Here is a 22,668-nt window from a genome sequence, read left to right as displayed (position 1 = left end):
GTTGTTCTCCGAAACGGGGCGCCGATTCTTCACGACGCGCAACAGCGTTGTAACTGGCTTTATGGGCCAAGACTGTTGCAGTGTTGTAACCGAACATGAACGGGGGCGGTTGCGCTTGGCGGATGGCCGCCTGGCCAGGCGCGGGTGGCAGTGGGCAGGCATGAAAAAGGCGCCTTGTCGGCGCCTTTTCGTTGCGGCTCAGATGACGGTCGCGCCGCCATCCACCACCAGGGAATGCCCCGTGGTGAAGCCGGCCGCATCGCTGCACAGGTAGAGCACGGCGCCGGCAATTTCCTCGACCTTGCCGATGCGCCCGACCGGGTGCATCTGGGCGACGAACTCGGCCTTCTTCGGGTCGGCCTCGGCGGCGCGGCGGAACATGTCGGTATCGATCACCGCCGGGCAGACTGCGTTGACGCGGATTTTCTTCTTCGCGTATTCGATCGCGGCGGACTTGGTCAGGCCGATCACCGCATGCTTGGAGGCGGCGTAGATGCTCATCTTCGGCGCCGCCAGCACACCGGCCACCGAGGCGGTGTTGACGATCGCGCCGCCGCCCTGGGCCAGCATCACCGGCAGCTGGTGCTTCATGCACAGCCACACGCCCTTGACGTTGACGCCCATGATGGCGTCGAACTCGGCCTCGCTACCCTCGGCCAGGCGGCCCTTCTCGATCTCGATGCCGGCGTTGTTGAAGGCGTAGTCCAGGCGGCCATAGGCGGCCAGGGTACGCTCCACCAGCGTCTTGACCTCGGCCTCGCGGGCCACGTCGCAACGCACGAAGGTAGCCTCGCCGCCGGCCTCGCGGATCAGCGCAACGGTGGCTTCACCGCCGGCCACATCCACATCGGAAACCACCACCTGCAGGCCCTCGGCCGCGAAGGCCAGGGCGGTGGCACGACCGATACCGGCGGCACCGCCGGTGACCAAGGCTACTTTGCCGGAAAAATGCATGCTCATTGCTACGTCCTCGCGAGGCGTTGAAGTTGCGCGGAGTCTAGCCAGCCCGGCCGGCGCCGAGCAGCACTATCAGATCGCTGTAGGGGCTGCCATGCAGGCAAATGATGGCGCTAGACTGCACGCTCATCCAAGGAGGCGACATGACACCGGCAGACTATCGATACACCCTGGGGCCCGATGCTGAAGCCATGGAGCAGGTACGCGTGGGGTTGGAGGCCTTCAACCAGGCGCAGATCGGCGACTACGCCTATCTCGACTTCGAACTCTATGCCCGCGACAACGACAACCAGGTCGTGGGCGGCATGTTCGGCCACTCCGGCATGGGCTGGCTGTACATCGACTACCTGTGGCTGGCCGACAGCCAGCGCGGCAATGGCCTGGGCGCCCACCTGCTGGAGCTGGCCGAGGAGGAAGCGCGCCGGCGCGGCTGCACCGGCGTATTTCTCTATACCTACAGTTTCCAGGCTCCCGGCTTCTACCGGAAACAGGGCTACGAGCAGATGGGCGTACTGGAGGATTGTCCGCCGGGGCACCAGCGCTTCTACCTGAAGAAGCGCCTGTTGCCCGCCTGATCAGGCGCCCCGCAGCTCGGCCACCACAGCAGCCAGCGCCTGGGCCGGATCGGCGGCCTGGCTGATCGGCCGGCCGATCACCAGGTAGTCGGAGCCTGCCTTGATAGCATCGGCCGGAGTGAGGATGCGCCGCTGGTCATCGGCCGCACTGCCCGCCGGGCGGATGCCCGGGGTGACCAGTTGCAGGGCCGGCTGCGCGGCCTTCAGCGCCGGCGCCTCCTGGGCCGAGCAGACCAGGCCGTCCATCCCGGCCTGGGCCGCCAGGCCGGCCAGGCGCAGCACCTGCTGCTGCGGCTCGATGTCCAGGCCGATGCCGGCCAGGTCCTCGCGCTCCATGCTGGTCAGCACGGTCACGCCGATCAGCAGCGGCTTGGCGCCGCTCAGCTTGTCCAGCTCGTTGCGGCAGGCCGCCATCATGCGCAGGCCGCCGGAGCAGTGCACGTTGACCATCCACACGCCCAGCTCGGCAGCGGCCTTGACCGCCATGGCCGTGGTGTTGGGGATGTCGTGGAATTTCAGGTCGAGGAACACCTCGAAGCCCCTGGCCTGCAGGGTCTCGACCACCGCCGGGCCGCTGCGGGTGAACAGTTCCTTGCCCACCTTGAGCCGGCACTGCGCCGGGTCGAGCCGTTCGGCCAGGGCCAGGGCGGCATCGCGGGAGGGAAAGTCGAGGGCAACGATAATCGGGGACTGGCAGGACATGACGGGCTCGCTGGCAAATCGGAACGCCGCGCATTGTAGCGCAGGGCGCCGGCAGCGTCAGAGCCGACTAGCCATCCAGGGCCAGGGCGGTCATGAAACCGGCCAGGGTGATCAGCCCGGTCAGCGCATGGGTGCTGGAAAAGGCCTCGGGAATCAGCGTATCGACCAGCATGCACATGACCGCGCCGGCGGAAAAACTCAGGGCTACCCCCAGCCACAACGGCGGCATCCCGGCGAACAGCGCCGGGCCGGCCATGGCCGCCAGCCCGGAGAGCAGCACGATGGCGCCCCACAGGCCGAAGATGTAGGCCCTGCTGTGCCCTTCGGCGCGCAGGCCGTTGGCGCTGGCCAGGCTTTCCGGCAGGTTGGAGAGGAAGATCGCCACCAGCAGCATCTGGCTCACCGAGCCGCCATCGAGCAGGCCCAGGCCCAGGCCGAGGGATTCCGGAATGCCGTCGAGAAAGGCCCCGGCGGCAATCAGCAGGCCGAGCATGGAGGTACGCCGGCCCACCCGCCGGCGGTGCTGGTACTCGATGCGGTCCAGCCACTCGTTGATCACCACGAACAGCGCGCCGCCGCAGAGCAGGCCCAGCAGGGTTGCCGCCAGGCCGCCCAGGCGCCGCGCCTCGGGGATCTGCTCGAAGCACATGGCGCCGATCAGTACGCCGCTGCCATAGGCCATGATGGTCGCCACCACGCGCTTCGACAGGCTCAGGTAAACCCCTAGCCAGGCGCCGAGCAACAGGCTGCTGGCCGCCACCAGGCCCCACAGGCCGGCTTGCATCGTCATGTCGCTTGGCACGTCTTGCTCCCTTCGCTGCACGGCCAGCTTAACCCTAGCGGCAACGCCCGACACTGCGCCAGATCAGCCGGGCGCGGTTAGACTGTGCGCCCCGTTCCCACGCAGCATGCCCCATGGCCCGTCTCACCCTCGATTTTTCCCGGCAGAGCTTCTGCTACAGCAGCCACATGACCGTGCGCAGCACCGATATCAACGCCGCCAACCACCTCAGCAACGACTCGATGATCTCGATGATCTCCGAGGCGCGGGCGCGTTTCCTGTTCGACTTCGGCATCCGCGAAACCTCCGCCAGCGGCCCCGGCATCATCGTCACCGACCTGGCCACCATGTACCGCGCCGAGGCCCATGCCCGCGACCAGCTGCTGTTCGAGGTTGGGGTGATGGACTTCAACCGCTACGGCGGCGACATCATCTTCCGCATCACTCGCCCGGCCGACGGCACGCTGATCGCCCTGGCCAAATCCGGCTTCGTGTTCTTCGACTACAGCCTGGGCAAGGTGGTCGAGATGCCCGCGGATTTTCGCGCCACCTTTCCCACGGTCAACTGGCTGGCGTGACGCTGGCGAACCTTTGGTGAACGCTCTAGGGTTAAAACCGCACTGCCCGCCTAGAGGCATTCACCGAGGAGCCCGACCGTGCCCAACCTTTCCCCAGCCCGTACCCTCCTGCTCTGCTGCCTGGCCGGCCTGCCCCTGGCCAGCCAGGCCGAGCCCTCCGCCGAGCGCGGCCGCTACCTGGTCCAGGTCGCCGGCTGCAACGACTGCCACACCGCCGGCTACATCCTGGCGCCGGACAAGGTGCCGGAAAGCGCCTGGCTGCTCGGCGACAGCCTCGGCTGGAGCGGCCCCTGGGGCACCACCTACGCCAGCAACCTGCGCCTGGTGCTGCCCAAGCTGAGCGAGGAGCAGTGGCTGCAGGTGGCGCGCAATGCCAGCTACCGCCCGCCGATGCCCAGCCACGCCCTGCGCATCATGGAAGAAGACGATCTGCGCAGCATCCACCGCTTCGCCAAGCAGCTCGGTGAGGCCGGCCAGCCCGCGCCAGCCGCCCTGCCGCCGGGGCAGGCCGCCGCAGGGCCGGCGGTGCAGTTCCCCATGCCGCCGGCGCAGTAACCTGGACGCGGTTTCGGTGGCGCTGCGCCTGGCTGGAGTCGCGCCGCCCAGCGCCGCGTGCGCCAGGTTGCAGGCTGCAAGAGTGCGCCCCTCGCCTCAATAAGGTGCGCAGCGCAGGCAATCCGCACCGGATTGAGCCAGGCGGCAGCGCACAATCCGCCGAAGTCCCCGGTTTCAAGGCGTTTCGCCAGCTTGGCCCAGCTCTTGCTGTAGGACTGCCATAGGCATCCAACGGCGGCTGCCCTACTTACGACAAAGGCGTCGCACCACCCCGCTTCCGGCGACCAGGTGGTGCGGCGCCTTTTGCGTTTCAGCCCCAACGCCTGGGGTGGGTCGACGGGCCGCGATCCGGACGTCGACCGGTAACTCTCTCAATCTGGCTGCGGCTTCGGCCTCAGGGCCGGGCGTCACAAGCGCCCGGCTTCGCCCGGCGGCTGCCGGCGATGTGCCCACGATCACATCGACCGACAGCCGACCGGGACTCTCATTTGCTGACGAGGTGTTGGATGAATACAAGTTTCTGGAAAGCCGGCCACGCACCGACGCTGTTCGCCGCCTTCCTCTATTTCGACCTGAGCTTCATGGTCTGGTACGTGCTCGGCCCGCTGGGCGTGCAGATCGCCACCGACCTGGGCCTGACCACCCAGCAACGCGCCATGATGGTCGCCACGCCGATCCTGGCCGGCGCCGTGCTGCGCTTCCTGATGGGCCTGCTGGCCGACCGCACCTCGCCGAAAACCGCCGGCCTGATCGGCCAGGTGATCGTCATCGCCGCCCTCACGGTGGCCTGGCTGCACGGCGTGCACAACTACGAACAGGCGCTGCTGCTCGGCCTGTTCCTCGGCTTCGCCGGCGCCTCCTTCGCCGTCGCCCTGCCGCTGGCCTCGCAGTGGTACCCGCCGCAGCACCAGGGCAAGGCCATGGGCATCGCCGGCGCCGGCAACTCCGGCACCGTGCTGGCCGCCCTGTTCGCCCCCGGCCTGGCCGCCCTGTTCGGCTGGAGCAACGTGTTCGGCCTGGCGCTGATCCCGCTGGTGCTGGTGCTGGTCATCTTCGCCACGGTGGCGCGCAACGCCCCGGAGCGGCCGCCGGTGAAATCCATGGCCGACTACCTCAAGGCCCTGGGCGACCGTGACAGCTGGTGGTTCATGTTCTTCTACAGCGTGACCTTCGGCGGCTTCCTCGGCCTGGCCAGCACCCTGCCCGGCTACTTCCACGACCAGTACGGCTTCGACCCGGTCAAGGCCGGCTACTACACCGCCGCCTGCGTGTTCGCCGGCAGCCTGATGCGCCCCCTCGGCGGCGCCCTGGCCGACCGCATCGGCGGCATCCGCTCGCTGCTGGTGATGTACACCTGCGCCTCGATCTGCATCGCCGTGGTCGGTTTCAACCTGCCCAGCTCGCTGGCCGCCCTGGCCCTGTTCGTGGTCGCCATGCTCAGCCTGGGTGCCGGCAACGGCGCGGTGTTCCAGCTGGTGCCGCAGCGTTTTCGCAAGGAGATCGGCGTGATGACCGGCTTGATCGGCATGGCCGGCGGCATCGGCGGCTTCTGCCTGACCGCCGGGCTCGGCGCCATCAAGCAGTCCACCGGTTCCTACCAGCTCGGCCTGTGGCTGTTCGCCAGCCTGGGCATCCTCGCCTGGGTCGGCCTGTACGGCGTCAAGCAGCGCTGGCGCACCACCTGGGGCTCGGCCGCCGTCACCGCGGCGCGGGTCTGAGAACCTGCTTAGGGTCTGCTGCGCGTCGGCCATACCGCGTTAAAAATGGCCTCGGGATGCTCATTTACAGCTCGTAAACTCCGCTCCCTCGGCCATTTTTGCCTTGTCTGCCTCTAGCTCGCGAGACCGTAAACAGATTCTGCGTAAGCATCGCGGATGCGCTCCGCGACAGTACAACAGGTCGGTTGCGACAAAGGCGGGCCCGGTCCAGCCTCCTCGCACTGGTCAGGAAAGGTGGCAAGGCACCGGTCACGGCGCCTTGCCAGGGAGGCCGCGCCGGCTTCGCCTTTGTCTCAACCGACCTGCGCACTACCCTTGAGGGCGATCTCCATCGCCCTTTTGCACGTCCGCCCACACGAGACCCCCAGATGGCCCTGCAACTGACCTTCGGTGAAGCCACCGCCACCGGCCCCCGGGCGGAAAACCAGGATGCCATCCGCGTGGTCACCCCGACGCCGGCCCTGGCGGCGAGCAAGGGCTTTCTGTTCGCCCTGGCCGACGGCGTCAGCCAGTGTGCCGACGGCGGCCTGGCCGCCCGCGCCACCCTGCAGGCCCTGGCCCTCGACTACTACGCCACCCCGGAAACCTGGGCCGTGGCGCAATCGCTGGATCGCCTGCTGGTCGCCCACAACCGCTGGCTGCAGGCCAACGGCGGCGGCCAGCCGCTGCTGACCACCCTCACCGCCCTGGTCCTGCGCGGCCGCCGCTTCACCCTCGCGCATGTCGGCGATTGCCGCGCCTACCGCTGGCTGGACGGGCAGATCGAGCGCCTCAGCGAAGACCACGTGTGGGAACAGCCGGGCATGCAGCACGTGCTCAAGCGCGCCATGGGCCTGGACCAGCACCTGGTGGTGGACTACCTGGAAGGCGAACTGCGCGAGGGCGAAAGCTTCCTGCTGGTCAGCGACGGCGTCTGGTCGACCCTCGGCGACCACGGCGTGCACAGCATGCTCAAGGACGAGAGCGACCCGGCCGCGGCCTGCCGCGCCCTGGTCAGCGCCGCCCACCTGGCCGGCAGCCAGGACAATGCCAGCGCCCTGCTGGTGCAGGTGCAGGGCCTGCCGGACAACGACCTGGCCGACACCCTGGCGCAGATCCAGCACTGGCCGCTGCCGCCCAAGCTGCGCGACGGCCAGAGCTTCGAGGGCTGGCAGATCGAGCGCCTGCTCGCCGAGTCGCGCCAGTCGCTGGTCTACCGGGTGCGCGACAACCAGTCGCGGCGCTGGCTGCTGAAGACCCTGCCGGCCAGCCGGCATGACGAGGAACAGGCCGGCCCGGCCCTGCTGCTCGAGGAATGGTTCCTGCGCCGCGTGGCCGGGCGCCACTTTGCCGAAGTCCACCCGCTGCCGCAGCGCCAGCATCTGTACTACGTGCAGCGCGAGCACCAGGGCCAGACCCTTGCCGAACACCTGCGTCTGTCCGGCCCGCTGGGCCTGCCGGAATGGCTGGAGCTGGCGCCGCGCCTGCTCAAGGCCCTCGGCATGCTGCACCGGCGCAACCTGCTGCACCGCGACATCAAGCCGGAAAACCTGCTGTGGTGCGACGACGGCGAGCTGCGCGTGCTGGATTTCGGCCTGGCCTACTGCCCCGGCCTGTCCCGCGACGAGGCCCATGCCCTGCCCGGCACGCCCAGCTATATTGCCCCGGAGGCCTTCAGCGGCGGCAAGCCCAGCGCCCAGCAGGACCTCTACGCCGCCGGCGTGACCCTCTATCACCTGCTCACCGGGCACTACCCCTACGGCGAGATCGAGGCCTTCCAGCATCCGCGCTTCGGCAAGCCGACCGCACCCAGCCGCTACCGCCCCGACCTGCCCAGCTGGCTCGACGACTGCCTGCTGCGCGCGGTGGCGGTCAACCCGGCCGAGCGCTTCGAAACCGCCGAGGAATGGCTGCTGGCCCTCGAACAGGGCGAACGCCAGGCCCTAGTGCTGCGCCCGCGCCCGCTGCTGGAACGCGAGCCGCTGAAAGTCTGGCGCGGCGTGGCCCTGGTTTCCCTGCTGCTCAACCTGGCCCTGCTGGTGCTGCTGCTCAAGTAGGGGCGCGGCGCACCACAACGGCGCAAGAGGCCTTAAACAGGTGCGTCGACGGCCCGTGAAAAATCCGCAAAACCCCGCGCCAACCCGCTAAAAACCAGGCTTTCGCAAAGTTGGCACGCTGCCTGCTTTACAGACATCGACATTACATAAAGGCATCGCCCTCAACGACGAGCGCAGTGCCTCCCGACAGATCGGGACAAGGACAAAGGCGTCCTCGCTAGGTGACTAGCGGGACGCCTTTTTTGTTTTCCGATTTTCGGTATCCGTGACGGAGAGGAACCATGAAAAAACTCAAACTGGTAATGGTCGGCAACGGCATGGCCGGGGTCAGAACCCTGGAAGAGCTGCTCAAGCTCGCCCCCGACCTGTATGACATCACCGTCTTCGGTGCCGAACCGCACCCCAACTACAACCGCATCCTGCTGTCGCCGGTGCTGGCGGGCGAGCAGACCTTCGACGAGATCGTCCTCAACGACCTCAACTGGTACGCCGAGAACAACGTCAAGCTGATGCTCAACCGCAAGGTGGTCGATATCGACCGCAAGAAGCGCATCGTCATCGCCGAAGACGGCAGCACCGCCGAATACGACCGCCTGCTCATCGCCACCGGCTCCAACCCGTTCATCCTGCCGATTCCCGGCAACAAGCTGCAGGGCGTGATCGGCTACCGCGACATCGCCGACACCGAAATGATGATGGCCACCGCCAAGACCCACAGCCACGCGGTGGTGATCGGCGGCGGCCTGCTCGGCCTGGAGGCGGCCAACGGCCTCAAGCTGCGCGGCATGGACGTGACCGTGGTGCACCTGTCCGACTGGCTGCTCGAACGCCAGCTCGACAAGACCGCCGGCAAGCTGCTGCAGAGCGCCCTGGAGGCCCGCGGCATCCACTTCCGCCTCAACGAGCAGACCGAAGAACTGATGGACAACGGCGAAGGCCGGGTCTGCGCCGTGCAGTTCAAGGGTGGCGACGTGATCCCCGCCGACCTGGTGGTGATGGCCGCCGGTATCCGCCCCAACACCGAGCTGGCGGAGAAGGCCGGCATCCCGTGCAACCGCGGCATCCTGGTCAACGACACCATGCAGACCTACGACCCGCGCGTGTACTCGATCGGCGAATGCGCCAACCACCGCGGCATCGCCTACGGCCTGGTCGCGCCGCTGTTCGAACAGGCCAAGGTCTGCGCCAACCACCTGGCCCAGCTCGGCTTCGCCCGCTACCAGGGCTCGGTGACCTCGACCAAGTTGAAAGTCACCGGCATCGACCTGTTCTCCGCCGGCGACTTCATGGGCAGCGACGGAACCGAGACCATCACCCTCTCCGACCCCATCGGCGGCGTGTACAAGAAGCTGGTGATCAAGGACGACGTGCTGGTAGGCGCCTGCCTGTATGGCGACACCGCCGACGGCGGCTGGTACTTCCGCCAGGTCAAGGAGAACGCCAACATCAGCCAGATCCGCGATCACCTGATGTTCGGCGAGAGCGCCCTGGGTGACGTCGGCCACCAGGGCCAGAGCAGCGCGGCGAGCATGCCCGACAGCATGGAAGTGTGCGGCTGCAACGGCGTGTGCAAGGGCACCATCGTCAAGGCGATCCAGGAAAACGGCCTGTTCAGCGTCGACGACGTGAAGAAGCACACCAAGGCCGCCAGTTCCTGCGGCTCCTGCGCCGGCCTGGTCGAGCAGATCCTGATCAGCACCGTCGGCGGCGCCGCCGACGTCAAGCCGAAGAGCGAAAAAGCCATCTGCGGCTGCAGCGAGATGAACCACGGGCAGATCCGCAAGGCGATCCGCGAGCAGCACCTGACCAGCATGGCGCAGACCATGGAGTACCTGAACTGGATGACGCCCAACGGCTGCGCCACCTGCCGCCCGGCACTCAACTACTACCTGATCTCCACCTGGCCGGGCGAGGCCAAGGACGACCCGCAGTCGCGCCTGATCAACGAACGCGCCCACGCCAACATCCAGAAGGACGGCACCTACTCGGTGGTACCGCGCATGTGGGGCGGCGTGACCAACCCGTCCGAGCTGCGCCGCATCGCCGACGTGGCAGACAAGTACAACGTGCCGATGGTCAAGGTCACCGGCGGCCAGCGCATCGACCTGCTGGGGATCAAGAAGGAAGACCTGCCGGCCGTGTGGAAAGACCTCGACATGGCCTCCGGCCACGCCTACGGCAAGTCCATCCGCACCGTGAAGACCTGCGTCGGCAGCGAGTTCTGCCGCTTCGGCACGCAGAACTCGACCCAGCTGGGCATCGACCTGGAACACGACCTGTTCAACATGTGGTCGCCGCACAAGGTCAAGCTGGCCGTCTCCGGCTGCCCGCGCAACTGCGCCGAGGCCGGCATCAAGGACGTCGGCATCATCGGCGTGGATTCCGGCTTCGAGATGTACATCGGCGGCAACGGCGGGATCAAGACCGAGGTCGCCGAGTTCTTCGTCAAGGTGAAAACCGCCGAAGAGGTGCGCGAATACAACGGCGCCTTCCTCCAGCTGTACCGCGAGGAAGCCTTCTACCTGGAGCGCACCGTGCACTACATGCAGCGCGTGGGCATGGAACACATCAAGAAGGCCGTGCTGGAGGACGAAGGCAACCGCAAGGCGCTCAACGCGCGCCTGCAGTACGCGCTGTCGTTCGAGCAGGACCCGTGGAAAGAACGCATCGAAACCCCGCAGCTGAAGAAAGAATTCGACCGTATCCCCGTCGTAGCCGTTGAGGAGGCCACCGCATGAACTGGCTGGATATCTGTGCCCTGGAAGAGATCAATGTGCTGGGTTCCCGAATTGTCAGCGGGCCGAAAGGCGACATCGCGATTTTCAGAACTTCCGCAGATGAGGTGTTCGCCCTCGACGACCGCTGCCCGCACAAGGGCGGGCCGCTGTCCCAGGGGCTGATCTACGGCAAGCGCGTGGCCTGCCCGCTGCACAACTGGCAGATCGAACTGGAAAGCGGCGTGGCCGTGGCCCCGGACGAAGGCTGCGCGCACCGTCACGACGTGAAGGTGGTCGATGGCCGCGTGCTGCTCGCCCTGCACAACGCGGCCACCGCGGCCGCCTGTGCTTGAAGCCAGCCCTTCGCCTCTACGGAATCACACGCCATGTCTCTAACCGCTGAAACAACAGTCACCGCCTCGACCTGCTGCTACTGCGGCGTGGGTTGCGGCGTGCTGATCGAGCATGACGGCGAGAAGATCACCGGCGTGCAAGGCGACCCCAGCCACCCGGCGAACTTCGGCAAGCTGTGCAGCAAGGGTTCGACCCTGCACCTGACCGGCGACCTCGACGCCCGCGGCCTGTACCCCGAGCTGCGCCTGGGCAAGGGCCTGGCGCGCTCGCGCACCGACTGGGATAACGCCCTCGATCACGCCGCCAATCGGTTCGCCGAAACCATCCGCGAGCACGGCCCGGACAGCGTGGCCTTCTACATCTCCGGCCAGCTGCTGACCGAGGACTACTACGCCTTCAACAAGCTGGCCCGCGCCCTGGTCGGCACCAACAATATCGACAGCAACTCGCGCCTGTGCATGAGCTCGGCCGTGGTCGGCTACAAGCGCAGCCTGGGTGCCGACGCGCCGCCGTGCAGCTACGAAGACATCGAGCTGAGCGACTGCCTGCTGATCGCCGGCTCCAACATGGCCTACGCCCACCCGGTGCTGTTCCGCCGCCTGGAAGAAGCCAAGGCGCGCCGGCCAGAGATGAAGGTCATCGTGGTCGACCCGCGGCGCACCGACACCTGCGAGCTGGCCGACCTGCACCTGGCGATCCTGCCGGGTACCGACGTCGCCCTGTTCCACGGCATCCTGCACATCCTCATGTGGGAAGGCTGGATCGACCGCGCCTACATCGATGCCCACACCGAAGGCTTCGACGCCCTGAAGACCCTGGTGCGCGACTTCACCCCGGGGATAGTCGCCGATACCTGCGGCATCTCGGTGGAAAACCTGCAGGCCTGCGCCGAGCTGATCGGCAAGGCGCCGAGCTTCCTCTCGCTGTGGTGCATGGGCCTCAACCAGTCCAGCGCAGGCAGCGCCAAGAACAGCGCGCTGATCAACCTGCACCTGGCCACCGGGCAGATCGGCAAGCCCGGCGCCGGCCCCTTCTCCCTCACCGGCCAGCCCAACGCCATGGGCGGCCGCGAAACCGGCAGCCTGAGCAACCTGCTGCCGGGCCACCGCGAGGCCGGCAATGCCGAGCACCGCGCCGAGGTCGCCCGCTACTGGGGCGTCGACAGCCTGCCGGAAACCCCCGGGCTGACCGCCATCGAACTGTTCGATGCGGTGCGCGAGGGCAAGATCAAGGCCCTGTGGATCGCCTGCACCAACCCGGCGCAATCGCTGCCCAACCAGAACAAGGTGCACGAGGCCCTGGCCGCCTGCCCGTTTGTGGTGGTGCAGGAAGCCTTCTTCACCACCGAGACCTGCCATTACGCCGACCTGCTGCTCCCGGCCGCCAGCTGGGGCGAAAAAGAAGGCAGCGTGACCAATTCCGAGCGACGCATCAGCCATGTGCGCCGCGCCGTGCCAGCGCCCGCAGAGGCGCGGCCGGACTGGGCGATCACCAGTGATTTCGCCCGCCGCCTGGAACAACTGCTCCGCCCCGGCCTGCCCAGCCTGTTCACCTTCCTCGACAGCGAATCGCTGTTCGAGGAATACAAACACCTGACCCGCAACCGCGATCTCGACCTGTCCGGTCTGAGCTACGCGCTGCTGGATAACCAAGGTCCCCAGCAATGGCCGTTCCCGGCCGGCGCTACCCGGGGCACCCCGCGCCTGTATGGCGACGGTCGCTTCCCCACCCCAAACGGTCGTGCGCAGTTCCTCGCCGATCCCTACCGCGCCCCCCAGGAAAAGCGCGAGGCGCGCTTCCCGCTGACCCTCAACACCGGCCGCCTGCGCGACCAGTGGCATGGCATGAGCCGGACCGGCACCGCCGCACGGCTGTTCGGCCATGCCGAGGAAGCCGTGCTCAGCCTGCACCCGGACGAGCTGCGCCGGCGCCGTCTGCAGGCCGGCGACCTGGTCAAGGTGCGCAGCCGCCGCGGCAGCCTGATCGTGCCGGTACAGGCCGACGACGGCGTGCGCTCCGGCCAGGCCTACCTGCCGATGCACTGGGGCAACCGCTTCCTCAAGGGCCTGGGCACCAACGTGCTGACCCAGCCGGCGTTCGATCCGCTGTCCAAGCAGCCGGAGCTGAAGCAGGCAGGGGTCGAGGTGGAGAAAGTCGAGCTGCCCTGGCAGCTGTTCGCCCTGGTGGAAGGCAACGTGCAGCAGCGCTTCAACGCCCTGCGCCCGCTGTTCGAGGAGTTCGCCTACGCCAACCTGACCCTCACCGGTCGCGAGCGCCCGGCCCTGCTGATCCGCGCCGCCAGTGCGGTGGCCCCCGAAGCCGGGCTGCTGGCGCAGATCGACGCCCTGCTCGGCGTCGATGAAGGTCCGGTGCTGGCCTACGACGACCCGCGCAGAACCGTCGGCAAGCGCGTGCGCATCGAGGACGGGCGCATCGTCAGCATCCGCCTGGCTGGCGAAACCGCCGCCCGCGACTGGCTCAAGGGCCTGTGGAGCGAGGGCAAGGCCGACGCCGACCTGCGCCGCTGGCTGCTCGCGCCGCTGTCCACCCCGCCTGGCAGCAGCGGCAAGAAGGCCGGCAAGACCCTGTGCAACTGCCTGAACGTCGGCGAGGACGCGGTGTGCGCCGGCATCGCCCGCGGCCTCGACCTGGATGGCCTCAAGCAGGAGCTGAAATGCGGCACCAGCTGCGGCTCCTGCGTCCCGGAAATCAAACGCCTGCTGGCGACACAACCCCTGTCCGCCGCGGCGAACGCCTGAGGAGATGACCATGAGCGCAAAAGTCTGGCTGGTAGGCGCAGGCCCGGGCGATCCGGAACTGCTGACCCTCAAGGCGGTGAAAGCCCTCAACCGGGCCGACATCGTGATGATCGACGATCTGGTCAACCCGGCCGTGTTGGAGCACTGCCCCGCCGCCAGGATCGTCCCGGTGGGCAAGCGCGGCGGCTGCCGCTCCACCCCGCAGGAATTCATCCACCGCCTGATGCTGCGCTACGCACGCCAGGGTAAGTGCGTGGTGCGCCTGAAAGGCGGCGACCCGTGCATCTTCGGCCGCGGCAGCGAGGAAGCCGACTGGCTGGCCGAGCACGGCATCGAGGTGGAGATGGTCAACGGCATCACCGCCGGCCTGGCCGGCGCCACCAACTGCGGCATCCCCCTGACCCTGCGTGGCATCGCCCGCGGCGTGACCCTGGTCACCGCCCACACCCAGGACGACAGCAGCCTCAACTGGCCGGCCCTGGCACAGAGCGGCACCACCCTGGTGGTGTACATGGGCGTGGCAAAACTCCCAGAGGTGCGCGACAGCCTGCTGGCCGGCGGCATGCGCGCCGATATGCCGGTGGCGATGATCGAAAACGCCTCGCTGCCCCACCAGCGCGAGTGCCGCAGCACCCTGGCCGGCATGCAACAGGCCGCCCACGACTTCCAGCTGAAAAGCCCGGCGATCCTGGTGATCGGCGAAGTGGCCGCGCAGCAACAGCTTCACGCTTTGGCAGAGATTGCCTGATCCCCTTCGCTCCTGCGGAGAAATGCTTTGCCCGGCCTTTTGGCCGGGCTTTTTTTTGCAACGACGGAAGTGGTTGCTGACCCGTGAGAAACGCCCCAAGCATTGCAGCAGGACTTCCGCCCGCGCCTACTCCTGCCAGAACACCTCGCCGGAGCGACTGCCCCAGGCCTGGAAGTGCGGGCTGTAGGCGCCCTCGACGATGGCGCGCTTGATCTTCAGGGTCGGGGTGAGGAAGCCGTTGTCGACCGCCCAGACCTCAGGCACCAGCACCAGGCTGTGCAGGCGCTCGTGCTTGTCGAGTTCCTGGTTGATCTCGTCGAGCAGGCGCTTGAGGCTGCCTTCCAGCTGCTCACGCGGCTGCTTGCGCCCGGTTTCGGAGAGCACGCACAGGGCCAGAGGCTGCGGCAGGCCATCGCCGACCACGCAGACCTGCTCGATATGCGAGTGCACCGCCAGGCGGTTCTCGATCGGCGCCGGGGCCACGTACTTGCCCTTGCTGGTCTTGAAGATCTCCTTGATCCGCCCGGTCAGGCGCAGGTTGCCTTCGGCATCCTGCTCGCCCTTGTCGCCGGTACGCAGGAAGCCATCCTCGGTCATCGCCTCGGCGGTCTTGCCCGGCTCCTTGAAGTAGCCCTGCATGGTCGCGCCGCTGCGCACCAGCACCTCGCCCTCCTCGCTGATGCGCACCTCGACGCCGGGGTTGTTCTGGCCGATCCAGCCCTGCTTGAACTTGCCCGGCCGGCAGACGTGGGAATAGCCGCAGTTCTCGGTCATGCCATAGACCTCCTGCAACTCCAGGCCCAGGCGGCGATACCAGCTGAGCAGGGTTTCCGGCACCGGCGCGGCGCCGGACAGGCCATAGCGCACCGCATCCAGGCCCAGGCCGTGCAGCACCTTGCGCCCCACCAGGCGACCGATCAGCGGGATGGACAGGAGCAGATCCAGTCGCTTCGCCGGCATCTTCGAGTAGACGCCCATCTGGAACTTGGTCCAGATCCGCGGCACGCCGAACAGCACCGTGGGGCGCGCGCGGCGCAGGTCGGCGAGAAAGGTGTCGAGGCTCTCGGCGAAGTACACGCTCAGGCCGCTGTACAGCGAATTCAGCTCGACGAACATGCGCTCGGCCACATGGCACAGCGGCAGGTAGGACAACACCCGATCGCTCTGATCGACGCCGAACAGCTCGGTGGCATGGCTGGCGGTGAAGCCGAAGTTGCCGAAGCTGTGCATCACGCCCTTGGGCATGCCGGTGGTGCCGGAGGTGTAGATGATGGTCGCCAGCTGTTCGGCCGCCGGGCGCGGGGTGTCCTGGATCGGTGCACAGGCCTGCAGGTCCTGCCAGGTGCGGTCGAAGCGGCCGTGCGGGTGTAGCGGCAGGCACACGCTGACCACGCCCTCGGGCACGCCCGGGGCCATCGCCGGCCAGTCGTCGAGCTTGCCGATGAAGGCCACGCGGGCTTCGGCATGCTGCAGGACCTGACGGACGGAATCGCCAGTGAGATTGGGATACAGCGGCACGGACACGTGGCCGGCCATCCAGATGGCCAGGTCGGTGACGATCCAGTGGGCACAGTTCTTCGAGACGATGGCGATGCGGCTGCCCGGTTCCAGCTCCAGGCTGCGCAGCCAGCTGGCGGCACGACGCGCCTGCTCGCCGACGTCGGACCAGGTCAGCTGCTCGATCTGGCCATTGCCCAGGGGCTGGGTCATGTAGACCTTGTTCGGGTGGAGCGACTCACGCGCGAAGAACGCTTCGAGCGGTAAACGGACTGCACTGGCCACGCGGCCTCCTTGTTTTTTGTTATTGTCACAGGGAGCAACCAAGCACTTGCTTGGTTGAATATTCCACGGGCAAGGAGGGAGTGCAAGTTAAGAAATGTTTCAGCGCACGCAGCGCTGCTAGGGGCTGTTCCCGTTTCGTTCGCGGCCACGCCGGAGCCTGTTTTTGCGCGGGGCTAGGCGCGAGACGCGAGGTTTGGTCGTCCAAATGAGCCGTCGAGTAACGACGTTCCGCGCAAAAACGGGCCCGTCCCTGCGGGTTGCGCGCAAAATCGCGCCATGCGTCGTTGCGGGACTTGCCAAGGGAATGACCATTGCCTGCGTCCCACGCCTAGCCTGGCGCGATTTTGTGCAGCAACGCGGTTCGCGAACGAAACGGGAACAGCCCCTAATGCGGGTGATACAGGGCGTCGACGGTCATCGCGCCGGCCAGCGGGAACTCGCCACCCAGGCAGATCAGGCTGGCGGTGTGCAGGGTGAAGGGCTGTTGCAGGTGGCCATGCACCAGCAGCCCGGCCAGCGCGCCGAGCAGCGGGTTGTGGCTGACGATAAGCAATTCCTCGGCGGTGAATTCATCCAGCCGGCGCAGCACCTGGCGCGGGTCGTCATCCGGGGTCAGCCAGTCGAGGGTGGTCAGCGGCAGCTGCAGGCCGAGCTTCTCGCGCACCAGTTCGGCGGTCTGTTGGGCGCGCCGATAGGGGCTGACCAGGATCTGCTCCAGCGGCCGCTCGCGCAGGTGCTTGGCCGCATGCCGTACCTCCTTGCGCCCATGCTCGGTCAGCACGCGCTCGGCATCGCTGCGCGCGCGCGGCTCTGCCTCGCCGTGACGCAGCAGCCACAGCTTCACAGCTTGGGCTCTTCGTCCACCACTGGGTGCGCCGCGGGCGGAATGCTGTGCGGTTGGTTGTCCTGCGGCGCACGCGGGGTCGGCCAGTCGGCGAAGGGCCAGGGCTTATCTTCACTGTTGAAGGTGCCGAAGCGGCCGATCTGCTGCAGGTACTGGCTGAGGCTGTCGCCAAAGCCCTGCAGGCTGCCGTTGGGCGCGCCGTAGAACAGGCGATAACCCAGCTGCAGCAGCACCACGCCGCCCAGGATGATTTCCGCCAGCTGCCAGACGATGACGAAGATCACCATCCACAGGATGCGCAGCAGGATGGATTCCCGTTCCAGTTCTTTGCTTGGTTCAGTCATGTCGTTCTCCCGATCTCGGTCAGAAACCGCTGGTGGAAATGAAGTCGACGTCGGTCTTCGGTTCGCCGCGCATCAGCGCCTCGATCACCTGGGCCAGGGTACGCCCTTCGAACAGGATTGCATGCAAGCCGGCTACCAGCGGCATATAGACCTGCAGTTCCTCGGCCTTGCTCTTCAGCACCTTGATCGTGTTGACGCCCTCGGCCACTTCGCCCAGGCGGGCCACGGCCTCCTCCAGGCTCAAACCCTCGCCCAGGGCGAAACCGACCTGGTAGTTGCGGCTCTTGGGCGAGGAGCAGGTGACGATCAGGTCGCCCACCCCGGCCAGGCCGAGGAAGGTCATGGGATTGGCGCCGAGCTTGACCGCGAAACGGGTCATTTCCGCCAGGGCGCGGGTGATCAGCATGCTCTTGGTATTCTCGCCCATGCCCAGGGACACGGCCATGCCGGCGATGATCGCGTAGACGTTCTTCAGCGCGCCGCCGAGCTCCACGCCGAAGCGGTCGCGGCTGGCATACACGCGGAAGGTGCGCCCGTGCAGGGCCTGCTGCACGCGCGTGCACAGTTCTTCGTCCTCGCTGGCGATCACCGTGGCGGTCAGTGCCTGTTCAGCGATCTCCCGCGCCAGGTTGGGCCCGGAGAGCACGCCGATGCGCGCCTGCGGCGCCACTTCCTCGAGGATCTGGCTCATCAGCTTGAAGCTCTGCGCCTCGATGCCCTTGGTGGTGCTGACCAGCAGCTTGCCCGCCAGCGCCCCCGCCACCGGCTGCAGGGCCTGGCGCAGCGCCGAGGACGGCAAGGCGACGAACACCAGCTCGCAGGCGGCCAGGGTCGCGTTGAGGTCGGTTACCGGTTCAACCCCGGGGTGCAGTTTCACGCCTTTCAGGTAGCGCGGGTTCTCCCGCTGGCTGCGCATGGCGGCCGCCTGCTCCGGGTCACGCATCCACTGGCGAACGCGTTGGCCATTCTGGGCCAGCAGGTTGGCGATGGCCGTGCCAAAGCTGCCGCCGCCCAGCACTGCGACTGGTTGTTGCTCGGTCATGATGTATCCATACGAAGCCATCTGGATGGCGAATGTGCAGCATTATTGCGGAGCCTCGGGCGGGCGGCCAGCCCTTGTTGCAGATGCCGCCGTGCGCTGGCAAAGCGGCGCATCTCGGTTAACATGCGCGGAACCCGCCCCGAACAAGGCCGTTTTGTGCGCTGCGCAGCATTCCCCCCAGGCTCTCTCCCCTCCCGCATCGACGCCCCAGTGCCCGCAGGTGGCATCCCGGGCTGCCCGGCCGGCTTGCCTTGTGCCGCCGAGGCGGGCACGCCATGAACTGTCGCGGCAACTGGAGCATCCACACCCGCACCCAGCTGGTCAGCGTGGGCCCGGCCCTGCTGCTGACCCTGCTGCTGGCCGGTTTCTTCACCCAGGCCCGCCTGCAGGATCTGCGCGAGGAACTCAACCATACCGGCCAGCTGATCGCCAGCCAGCTGGCTCCGGCGGTCGAGTACGGGGTCGTCACGGAAAACCCGGCAATCCTCGAAAGCCTGCTGCGCGCCACCCTGCAAACCCCCAACGTGCGCTTCCTCGAGGTGCGCGACCGGGCGGAGAACATCCTGGTCTATGTCGAGCGCCAGGACAGCGAGGGCAGTGCCGCCGTTGAGGTGTTCAAGGCGCCCATCCGCCCGCAGCAGAGCGCCCTGGCGAGCGGTCGCCCGCTGCCGAGCGAGCAGTACGCCGCCGACAACCTCGGCCAGGTGGTGGTCGGCATGTCCGGCGACGCCTTTTCCAGCCGGCAGCAGGCGATCCTGCTCAAGGCCGCCGTGCTCAGCCTGGTCGCCCTGCTGCTGACCTTCCTGCTGGCGCGCCAGCTGGCGCTGCGCCTGGCCCGCCCGATCAGCAACATGGGCCGCGCCCTGAAAGCCTTGCAGCAAGGCCAGTACCAGACGCCCCTGGCGGAAACCGCCAACGGTGAGCTGGGCGCGCTGGCACGTCACATCAACAACCTGGCCGCCAGCCTGGCCAGCGCCAGCCGCGAGCAGCAGCTGGCCATGACGCAACTGATCAAGACCCGCGAGGAAGCCGAGCAGGCCAACCGGGCCAAGTCCGACTTCCTGGCGATGATGAGCCACGAGCTGCGCACGCCGATGAACGGGGTACTGGGCATGCTGCAGCTGCTGGAAACCACCCCGATGAACGACGAGCAGGCCGAATACGCGGCCCTGGCCACCGAGTCGACGGAGCATCTGCTCAAGGTCATCAACGACATCCTCGACTTCTCCCGCATCGAGCGCGACGCCCTCGAACTGGAACGGATCCCGTTCAACCTGCTGGAACTGCTGCAGGGCTCGATCCAGGTGTTCCAGCACAGCGCCCAGCAGCATGGCCTGCACCTGCGCCTGGAGAGCCAGCCGGGCCTTGAGCAGTTCGAGGTACAGGGCGACCCCACGCGAATCCGCCAGATCCTGGTCAACCTGCTGGGCAATGCACTGAAATTCACCGAGGAAGGCGGCATCCGCATCGAAACCCGCTGGCAACCGCTGGATGAGCAGGTGCTGTGGTTCACCTGCGCGGTGCACGACAGCGGCATCGGCATCGCCCCGCAGCGCCTGGAGCGCATGTTCGATGCCTTCCAGCAGGCCGACACCTCGATTTCCCGGCGTTATGGCGGCACCGGCCTGGGCCTGTCGATCGCCCGCACCCTGGCCGAGCGCATGGGCGGCACGCTGCATGCGCACAGCAGCGAAGGCGTGGGCTCGGTCTTCACCCTGGAGATCCCCCTGCCCTTCAGCCTGCGCTCGAGCATCGAGCCGCTGGGCAACCAGCCGCTCGGCTTTCGCGGCGACGGCGAGGAAGTGCTGCTGGTGGAAGACAACCCGGTCAACCAGACCGTGATCGAGGCCATGCTGCGCAGCCTCGGCTACCAGGTCAGCCTGGTCGCCGATGGCGTACAGGCCGTGCACAGCGCCAGCCAGCATCACTATGCGGCCGTCCTGATGGATTGCCGCCTGCCGGTCATGGATGGTTACGAAGCCACCCGACGGATTCGTCAGCTGCACGCTTATGCCACTACGCCGATCATCGCCCTCACGGCCAATGCCCTGCAGGGCGATCGCGAAGCCTGTCTGCAGGCCGGAATGAACGATTATCTGGCCAAACCCTTCAAGCGTGCCGACCTGGAGCGCATATTGCTTCGCTGGCTACACAAAAACAGTCATCGAGAGTGCTAATGTCAACCTTGTCGGGCGTCATGGCGCCAGAGGGCAATCGAGGTTACAAGTGTTCACATCGAACTGTGACTTTCACCACGACGCAACAGTCTATGACTACGCTGCCGACAGATGCCCACGGCCTGCGGCAACCAGGATGTATCGCTTAGCCCCGTGCGGCGGGGCCATTGAGGAGCTCGCATGACCAAGCAAAACGCCTTCACCCGGGAAGACCTGCTGCGCTGTAGCCGTGGCGAGCTGTTCGGCCCGGGTAATGCGCAACTGCCCGCCCCCAACATGCTGATGATCGACCGCATCGTTCACATCAGCGACACCGGCGGCAAGTATGGCAAGGGCGAAATCGTCGCCGAGCTCGATATCAACCCGGACCTGTGGTTCTTCGCCTGCCACTTCGAGGGCGACCCGGTGATGCCGGGCTGCCTGGGCCTCGACGCCATGTGGCAGCTGGTCGGATTCTACCTCGGCTGGCAGGGCAATCCGGGCCGCGGTCGCGCCCTGGGTTCCGGCGAAGTGAAATTCTTCGGCCAGGTACTGCCCACCGCCAAGAAGATCACCTACAACATTCACATCAAGCGCACCATCAGCCGCTCGCTGGTCCTCGGCATCGCCGATGGCACCGTTAGCGTCGATGGCCGCGAGATCTACAGTGCCGAAGGCTTGCGCGTCGGCCTGTTCACCTCTACCGACAGTTTCTGAAGGACTTTTCGCCATGCGCCGCGTCGTGATCACCGGTCTGGGCATCGTTTCCTGCCTGGGCAATGACAAAGACACCGTTTCCGCCAGCCTGCGTGCCAGCAAGGCGGGTATCCGCTTCAATCCGGCCTACGCTGAACACGGTCTGCGTAGCCAGGTATCCGGCTCGGTCGATCTCAACCTCGAGGAACTGATCGACCGCAAGATCCTGCGCTTCATGGGCGATGCCGCGGCCTACGCCTACCTGTCGATGGAACAGGCGATCAAGGATTCCGGGCTCACTCCCGAGCAGGTCTCCAACCCGCGCACCGGCCTGATCGCCGGCTCCGGCGGGGCTTCGACCCTGAACCAGATGGAAGCCATCGATACCCTGCGCGAGAAAGGCGTCAAGCGTATCGGCCCATACCGCGTCACACGCACCATGGGCAGCACGGTGTCGGCCTGCCTGGCCACGCCGTTCCAGATCAAGGGCGTGAACTTCTCCATCTCCTCGGCCTGCGCCACCAGCGCGCATTGCATCGGCCAGGCCATGGAGCAGATCCAGCTGGGCAAGCAGGACATCGTCTTCGCCGGTGGCGGTGAAGAAGAACACTGGAGCCAGAGCTGCCTGTTCGACGCCATGGGCGCCCTCTCCACCCAGTACAACGACACCCCGGAGAAGGCCTCGCGCGCCTACGACGCCAAGCGTGACGGTTTCGTCATCGCCGGTGGCGGCGGCATGGTGGTGGTCGAGGAACTGGAGCACGCCCTCAAGCGCGGCGCCAAGATCTACGCGGAAATCGTCGGTTACGGCGCCACCAGCGACGGCTACGACATGGTCGCGCCGAGCGGCGAAGGCGCGGTGCGCTGCATGCGCCAGGCCCTGGCCACCGTCAACGGCCCGATCGACTACCTGAACACCCACGGCACCTCCACCCCGGTGGGCGATGTCGCGGAAATCCGCGGCGTACGCGAGGTGTTCGGCGACAAGGCGCCGCCGATCAGCTCGACCAAGAGCCTGTCCGGTCACTCGCTGGGCGCCGCCGGCGTGCAGGAAGCGATCTACTGCCTGCTGATGATGGAAGGCAAGTTCATCGCCGGCTCGGCCAACATCGACGAACTGGACCCGGAAGTGGCCGACATGCCGATCCTGCGCCAGACCCGCGAGAATGCCGAGCTGAACACCGTGATGAGCAACAGCTTCGGCTTTGGCGGCACCAACGCCACCCTGGTGATGCAGCGCTACAAAGGCTGAGTGATTCACCACAGATGAAAACGGCGCCTCAGGGCGCCGTTTTCATTGGTGCTGCATCAGCACACGGGGTTT

General features: G+C 66.9%; 19 protein-coding genes. 12 read left to right on the top strand and 7 right to left on the bottom strand.

Translation table 11 applies throughout. The features are described 5' to 3' along the window. Positions 1 to 198: 198 nt before the first annotated feature. Positions 199 to 960 (bottom strand): SDR family oxidoreductase, encoded by a 762-nt coding sequence (locus tag F3I62_RS15555; RefSeq protein WP_160490556.1) that lies wholly within the window; start codon positions 958 to 960, stop codon positions 199 to 201. A 140-nt stretch (positions 961 to 1,100) separates the two neighbouring features. Here F3I62_RS15555 and F3I62_RS15550 point away from each other — a divergent pair, with 140 nt between their 5' ends. Then, the gene (locus tag F3I62_RS15550) at positions 1,101 to 1,532 is read left to right on the top strand and encodes a GNAT family N-acetyltransferase (protein ID WP_160490555.1); all 432 of its coding nucleotides are present in this window, start codon (positions 1,101 to 1,103) and stop codon (positions 1,530 to 1,532) included. Here F3I62_RS15550 and pyrF read toward each other — a convergent pair whose 3' ends face one another. Both pyrF and F3I62_RS15540 read right to left on the bottom strand, forming a co-directional pair. After that, on the bottom strand, positions 1,533 to 2,234 hold the full coding sequence (pyrF, locus tag F3I62_RS15545; protein ID WP_160490554.1) for an orotidine-5'-phosphate decarboxylase: 702 nt from the start codon (positions 2,232 to 2,234) through the stop codon (positions 1,533 to 1,535). 67 nt (positions 2,235 to 2,301) lie between these two features. Then, positions 2,302 to 3,024, bottom strand: coding sequence for a ZIP family metal transporter (locus F3I62_RS15540; RefSeq protein WP_218572897.1), 723 nt, complete (start codon positions 3,022 to 3,024; stop codon positions 2,302 to 2,304). A gap of 125 nt (positions 3,025 to 3,149) precedes the next feature. On the opposite strand from F3I62_RS15540, the gene F3I62_RS15535 reads away from it, so the two are divergent. The 8 genes from F3I62_RS15535 to cobA all read left to right on the top strand — a co-directional run bounded on the left by F3I62_RS15535 (position 3,150) and on the right by cobA (position 14,480). After that, a complete protein-coding gene (locus tag F3I62_RS15535; RefSeq protein ID WP_160080611.1) occupies positions 3,150 to 3,593 on the top strand; it encodes a thioesterase family protein in 444 nt (147 codons plus the stop codon). 78 nt (positions 3,594 to 3,671) lie between these two features. Continuing rightward, positions 3,672 to 4,148: a cytochrome C gene (locus F3I62_RS15530; protein WP_160490552.1), complete on the top strand. Its 477-nt coding sequence runs from the start codon at positions 3,672 to 3,674 to the stop codon at positions 4,146 to 4,148. 506 nt (positions 4,149 to 4,654) lie between these two features. Next, positions 4,655 to 5,866, top strand: a complete 1,212-nt coding sequence (locus F3I62_RS15525) for a nitrate/nitrite transporter (RefSeq protein WP_160490551.1) — start codon at positions 4,655 to 4,657, stop codon at positions 5,864 to 5,866. 368 nt (positions 5,867 to 6,234) lie between these two features. Further along, positions 6,235 to 7,902 carry a bifunctional protein-serine/threonine kinase/phosphatase gene (locus F3I62_RS15520; protein ID WP_160490550.1) on the top strand — a complete coding sequence of 556 codons (1,668 nt, stop codon included), beginning with the start codon at positions 6,235 to 6,237 and terminating at the stop codon, positions 7,900 to 7,902. A 281-nt stretch (positions 7,903 to 8,183) separates the two neighbouring features. After that, a complete protein-coding gene (gene nirB / locus F3I62_RS15515; RefSeq protein ID WP_160490549.1) occupies positions 8,184 to 10,640 on the top strand; it encodes a nitrite reductase large subunit NirB in 2,457 nt (818 codons plus the stop codon). Then, positions 10,637 to 10,972 carry a nitrite reductase small subunit NirD gene (gene nirD / locus F3I62_RS15510; protein ID WP_160490548.1) on the top strand — a complete coding sequence of 112 codons (336 nt, stop codon included), beginning with the start codon at positions 10,637 to 10,639 and terminating at the stop codon, positions 10,970 to 10,972. The genes nirB and nirD overlap by 4 nt, the downstream gene beginning before the upstream one ends. A 33-nt stretch (positions 10,973 to 11,005) precedes the next feature. After that, positions 11,006 to 13,732: a nitrate reductase gene (locus tag F3I62_RS15505; RefSeq protein ID WP_160490547.1), complete on the top strand. Its 2,727-nt coding sequence runs from the start codon at positions 11,006 to 11,008 to the stop codon at positions 13,730 to 13,732. A 10-nt stretch (positions 13,733 to 13,742) separates the two neighbouring features. Then, positions 13,743 to 14,480, top strand: coding sequence for a uroporphyrinogen-III C-methyltransferase (cobA, locus tag F3I62_RS15500; protein WP_160490546.1), 738 nt, complete (start codon positions 13,743 to 13,745; stop codon positions 14,478 to 14,480). A 126-nt stretch (positions 14,481 to 14,606) separates the two neighbouring features. Here the strand turns inward: cobA and F3I62_RS15495 are convergent, their stop codons facing one another. The 4 genes from F3I62_RS15495 to F3I62_RS15480 all read right to left on the bottom strand — a co-directional run bounded on the left by F3I62_RS15495 (position 14,607) and on the right by F3I62_RS15480 (position 18,492). Next, positions 14,607 to 16,262 carry an AMP-binding protein gene (locus F3I62_RS15495; protein ID WP_160490545.1) on the bottom strand — a complete coding sequence of 552 codons (1,656 nt, stop codon included), beginning with the start codon at positions 16,260 to 16,262 and terminating at the stop codon, positions 14,607 to 14,609. A gap of 385 nt (positions 16,263 to 16,647) precedes the next feature. Further along, positions 16,648 to 17,106: a phosphohistidine phosphatase SixA gene (sixA, locus tag F3I62_RS15490; RefSeq protein ID WP_160490544.1), complete on the bottom strand. Its 459-nt coding sequence runs from the start codon at positions 17,104 to 17,106 to the stop codon at positions 16,648 to 16,650. Beyond that, on the bottom strand, positions 17,103 to 17,450 hold the full coding sequence (locus F3I62_RS15485; RefSeq protein WP_160490543.1) for a DUF4389 domain-containing protein: 348 nt from the start codon (positions 17,448 to 17,450) through the stop codon (positions 17,103 to 17,105). Before F3I62_RS15485 ends, sixA begins: the two co-directional genes overlap by 4 nt. A gap of 19 nt (positions 17,451 to 17,469) precedes the next feature. Continuing rightward, positions 17,470 to 18,492, bottom strand: coding sequence for an NAD(P)H-dependent glycerol-3-phosphate dehydrogenase (locus tag F3I62_RS15480; protein WP_160490542.1), 1,023 nt, complete (start codon positions 18,490 to 18,492; stop codon positions 17,470 to 17,472). Between the two features lie 275 nt (positions 18,493 to 18,767). Between F3I62_RS15480 and F3I62_RS15475 the strand changes: the two genes are divergently transcribed. From F3I62_RS15475 to fabB, 3 genes are all read left to right on the top strand, one after another. Next, on the top strand, positions 18,768 to 20,669 hold the full coding sequence (locus tag F3I62_RS15475; protein ID WP_160490541.1) for an ATP-binding protein: 1,902 nt from the start codon (positions 18,768 to 18,770) through the stop codon (positions 20,667 to 20,669). A 180-nt stretch (positions 20,670 to 20,849) separates the two neighbouring features. Next, positions 20,850 to 21,365 (top strand): 3-hydroxyacyl-[acyl-carrier-protein] dehydratase FabA, encoded by a 516-nt coding sequence (fabA, locus tag F3I62_RS15470; RefSeq protein ID WP_160080653.1) that lies wholly within the window; start codon positions 20,850 to 20,852, stop codon positions 21,363 to 21,365. A 13-nt stretch (positions 21,366 to 21,378) separates the two neighbouring features. Beyond that, positions 21,379 to 22,596 (top strand): beta-ketoacyl-ACP synthase I, encoded by a 1,218-nt coding sequence (gene fabB / locus F3I62_RS15465; RefSeq protein WP_160490540.1) that lies wholly within the window; start codon positions 21,379 to 21,381, stop codon positions 22,594 to 22,596. Positions 22,597 to 22,668 lie beyond the last annotated feature (72 nt).

Origin of the sequence: Pseudomonas sp. R-28-1W-6, from assembly GCF_009799925.1 — a bacterium.
Lineage (GTDB): Bacteria > Pseudomonadota > Gammaproteobacteria > Pseudomonadales > Pseudomonadaceae > Aquipseudomonas.
This window is presented reverse-complemented; position numbering and strand designations above follow the sequence as displayed.

What these genes read in the sequence shown, in the direction of transcription:
- F3I62_RS15555 (WP_160490556.1), bottom strand. Translation starts at nt 960, where the DNA reads ATGAGCATGCATTTTTCCGGCAAAGTAGCCTTGGTCACCGGCGGTGCC.
- F3I62_RS15550 (WP_160490555.1), top strand. Translation starts at nt 1,101, where the DNA reads ATGACACCGGCAGACTATCGATACACCCTGGGGCCCGATGCTGAAGCC.
- pyrF (WP_160490554.1), bottom strand. Translation starts at nt 2,234, where the DNA reads ATGTCCTGCCAGTCCCCGATTATCGTTGCCCTCGACTTTCCCTCCCGC.
- F3I62_RS15540 (WP_218572897.1), bottom strand. Translation starts at nt 3,024, where the DNA reads ATGACGATGCAAGCCGGCCTGTGGGGCCTGGTGGCGGCCAGCAGCCTG.
- F3I62_RS15535 (WP_160080611.1), top strand. Translation starts at nt 3,150, where the DNA reads ATGGCCCGTCTCACCCTCGATTTTTCCCGGCAGAGCTTCTGCTACAGC.
- F3I62_RS15525 (WP_160490551.1), top strand. Translation starts at nt 4,655, where the DNA reads ATGAATACAAGTTTCTGGAAAGCCGGCCACGCACCGACGCTGTTCGCC.
- F3I62_RS15520 (WP_160490550.1), top strand. Translation starts at nt 6,235, where the DNA reads ATGGCCCTGCAACTGACCTTCGGTGAAGCCACCGCCACCGGCCCCCGG.
- nirB (WP_160490549.1), top strand. Translation starts at nt 8,184, where the DNA reads ATGAAAAAACTCAAACTGGTAATGGTCGGCAACGGCATGGCCGGGGTC.
- nirD (WP_160490548.1), top strand. Translation starts at nt 10,637, where the DNA reads ATGAACTGGCTGGATATCTGTGCCCTGGAAGAGATCAATGTGCTGGGT.
- F3I62_RS15505 (WP_160490547.1), top strand. Translation starts at nt 11,006, where the DNA reads ATGTCTCTAACCGCTGAAACAACAGTCACCGCCTCGACCTGCTGCTAC.
- cobA (WP_160490546.1), top strand. Translation starts at nt 13,743, where the DNA reads ATGAGCGCAAAAGTCTGGCTGGTAGGCGCAGGCCCGGGCGATCCGGAA.
- F3I62_RS15485 (WP_160490543.1), bottom strand. Translation starts at nt 17,450, where the DNA reads ATGACTGAACCAAGCAAAGAACTGGAACGGGAATCCATCCTGCTGCGC.
- F3I62_RS15480 (WP_160490542.1), bottom strand. Translation starts at nt 18,492, where the DNA reads ATGACCGAGCAACAACCAGTCGCAGTGCTGGGCGGCGGCAGCTTTGGC.
- F3I62_RS15475 (WP_160490541.1), top strand. Translation starts at nt 18,768, where the DNA reads ATGAACTGTCGCGGCAACTGGAGCATCCACACCCGCACCCAGCTGGTC.
- fabA (WP_160080653.1), top strand. Translation starts at nt 20,850, where the DNA reads ATGACCAAGCAAAACGCCTTCACCCGGGAAGACCTGCTGCGCTGTAGC.
- fabB (WP_160490540.1), top strand. Translation starts at nt 21,379, where the DNA reads ATGCGCCGCGTCGTGATCACCGGTCTGGGCATCGTTTCCTGCCTGGGC.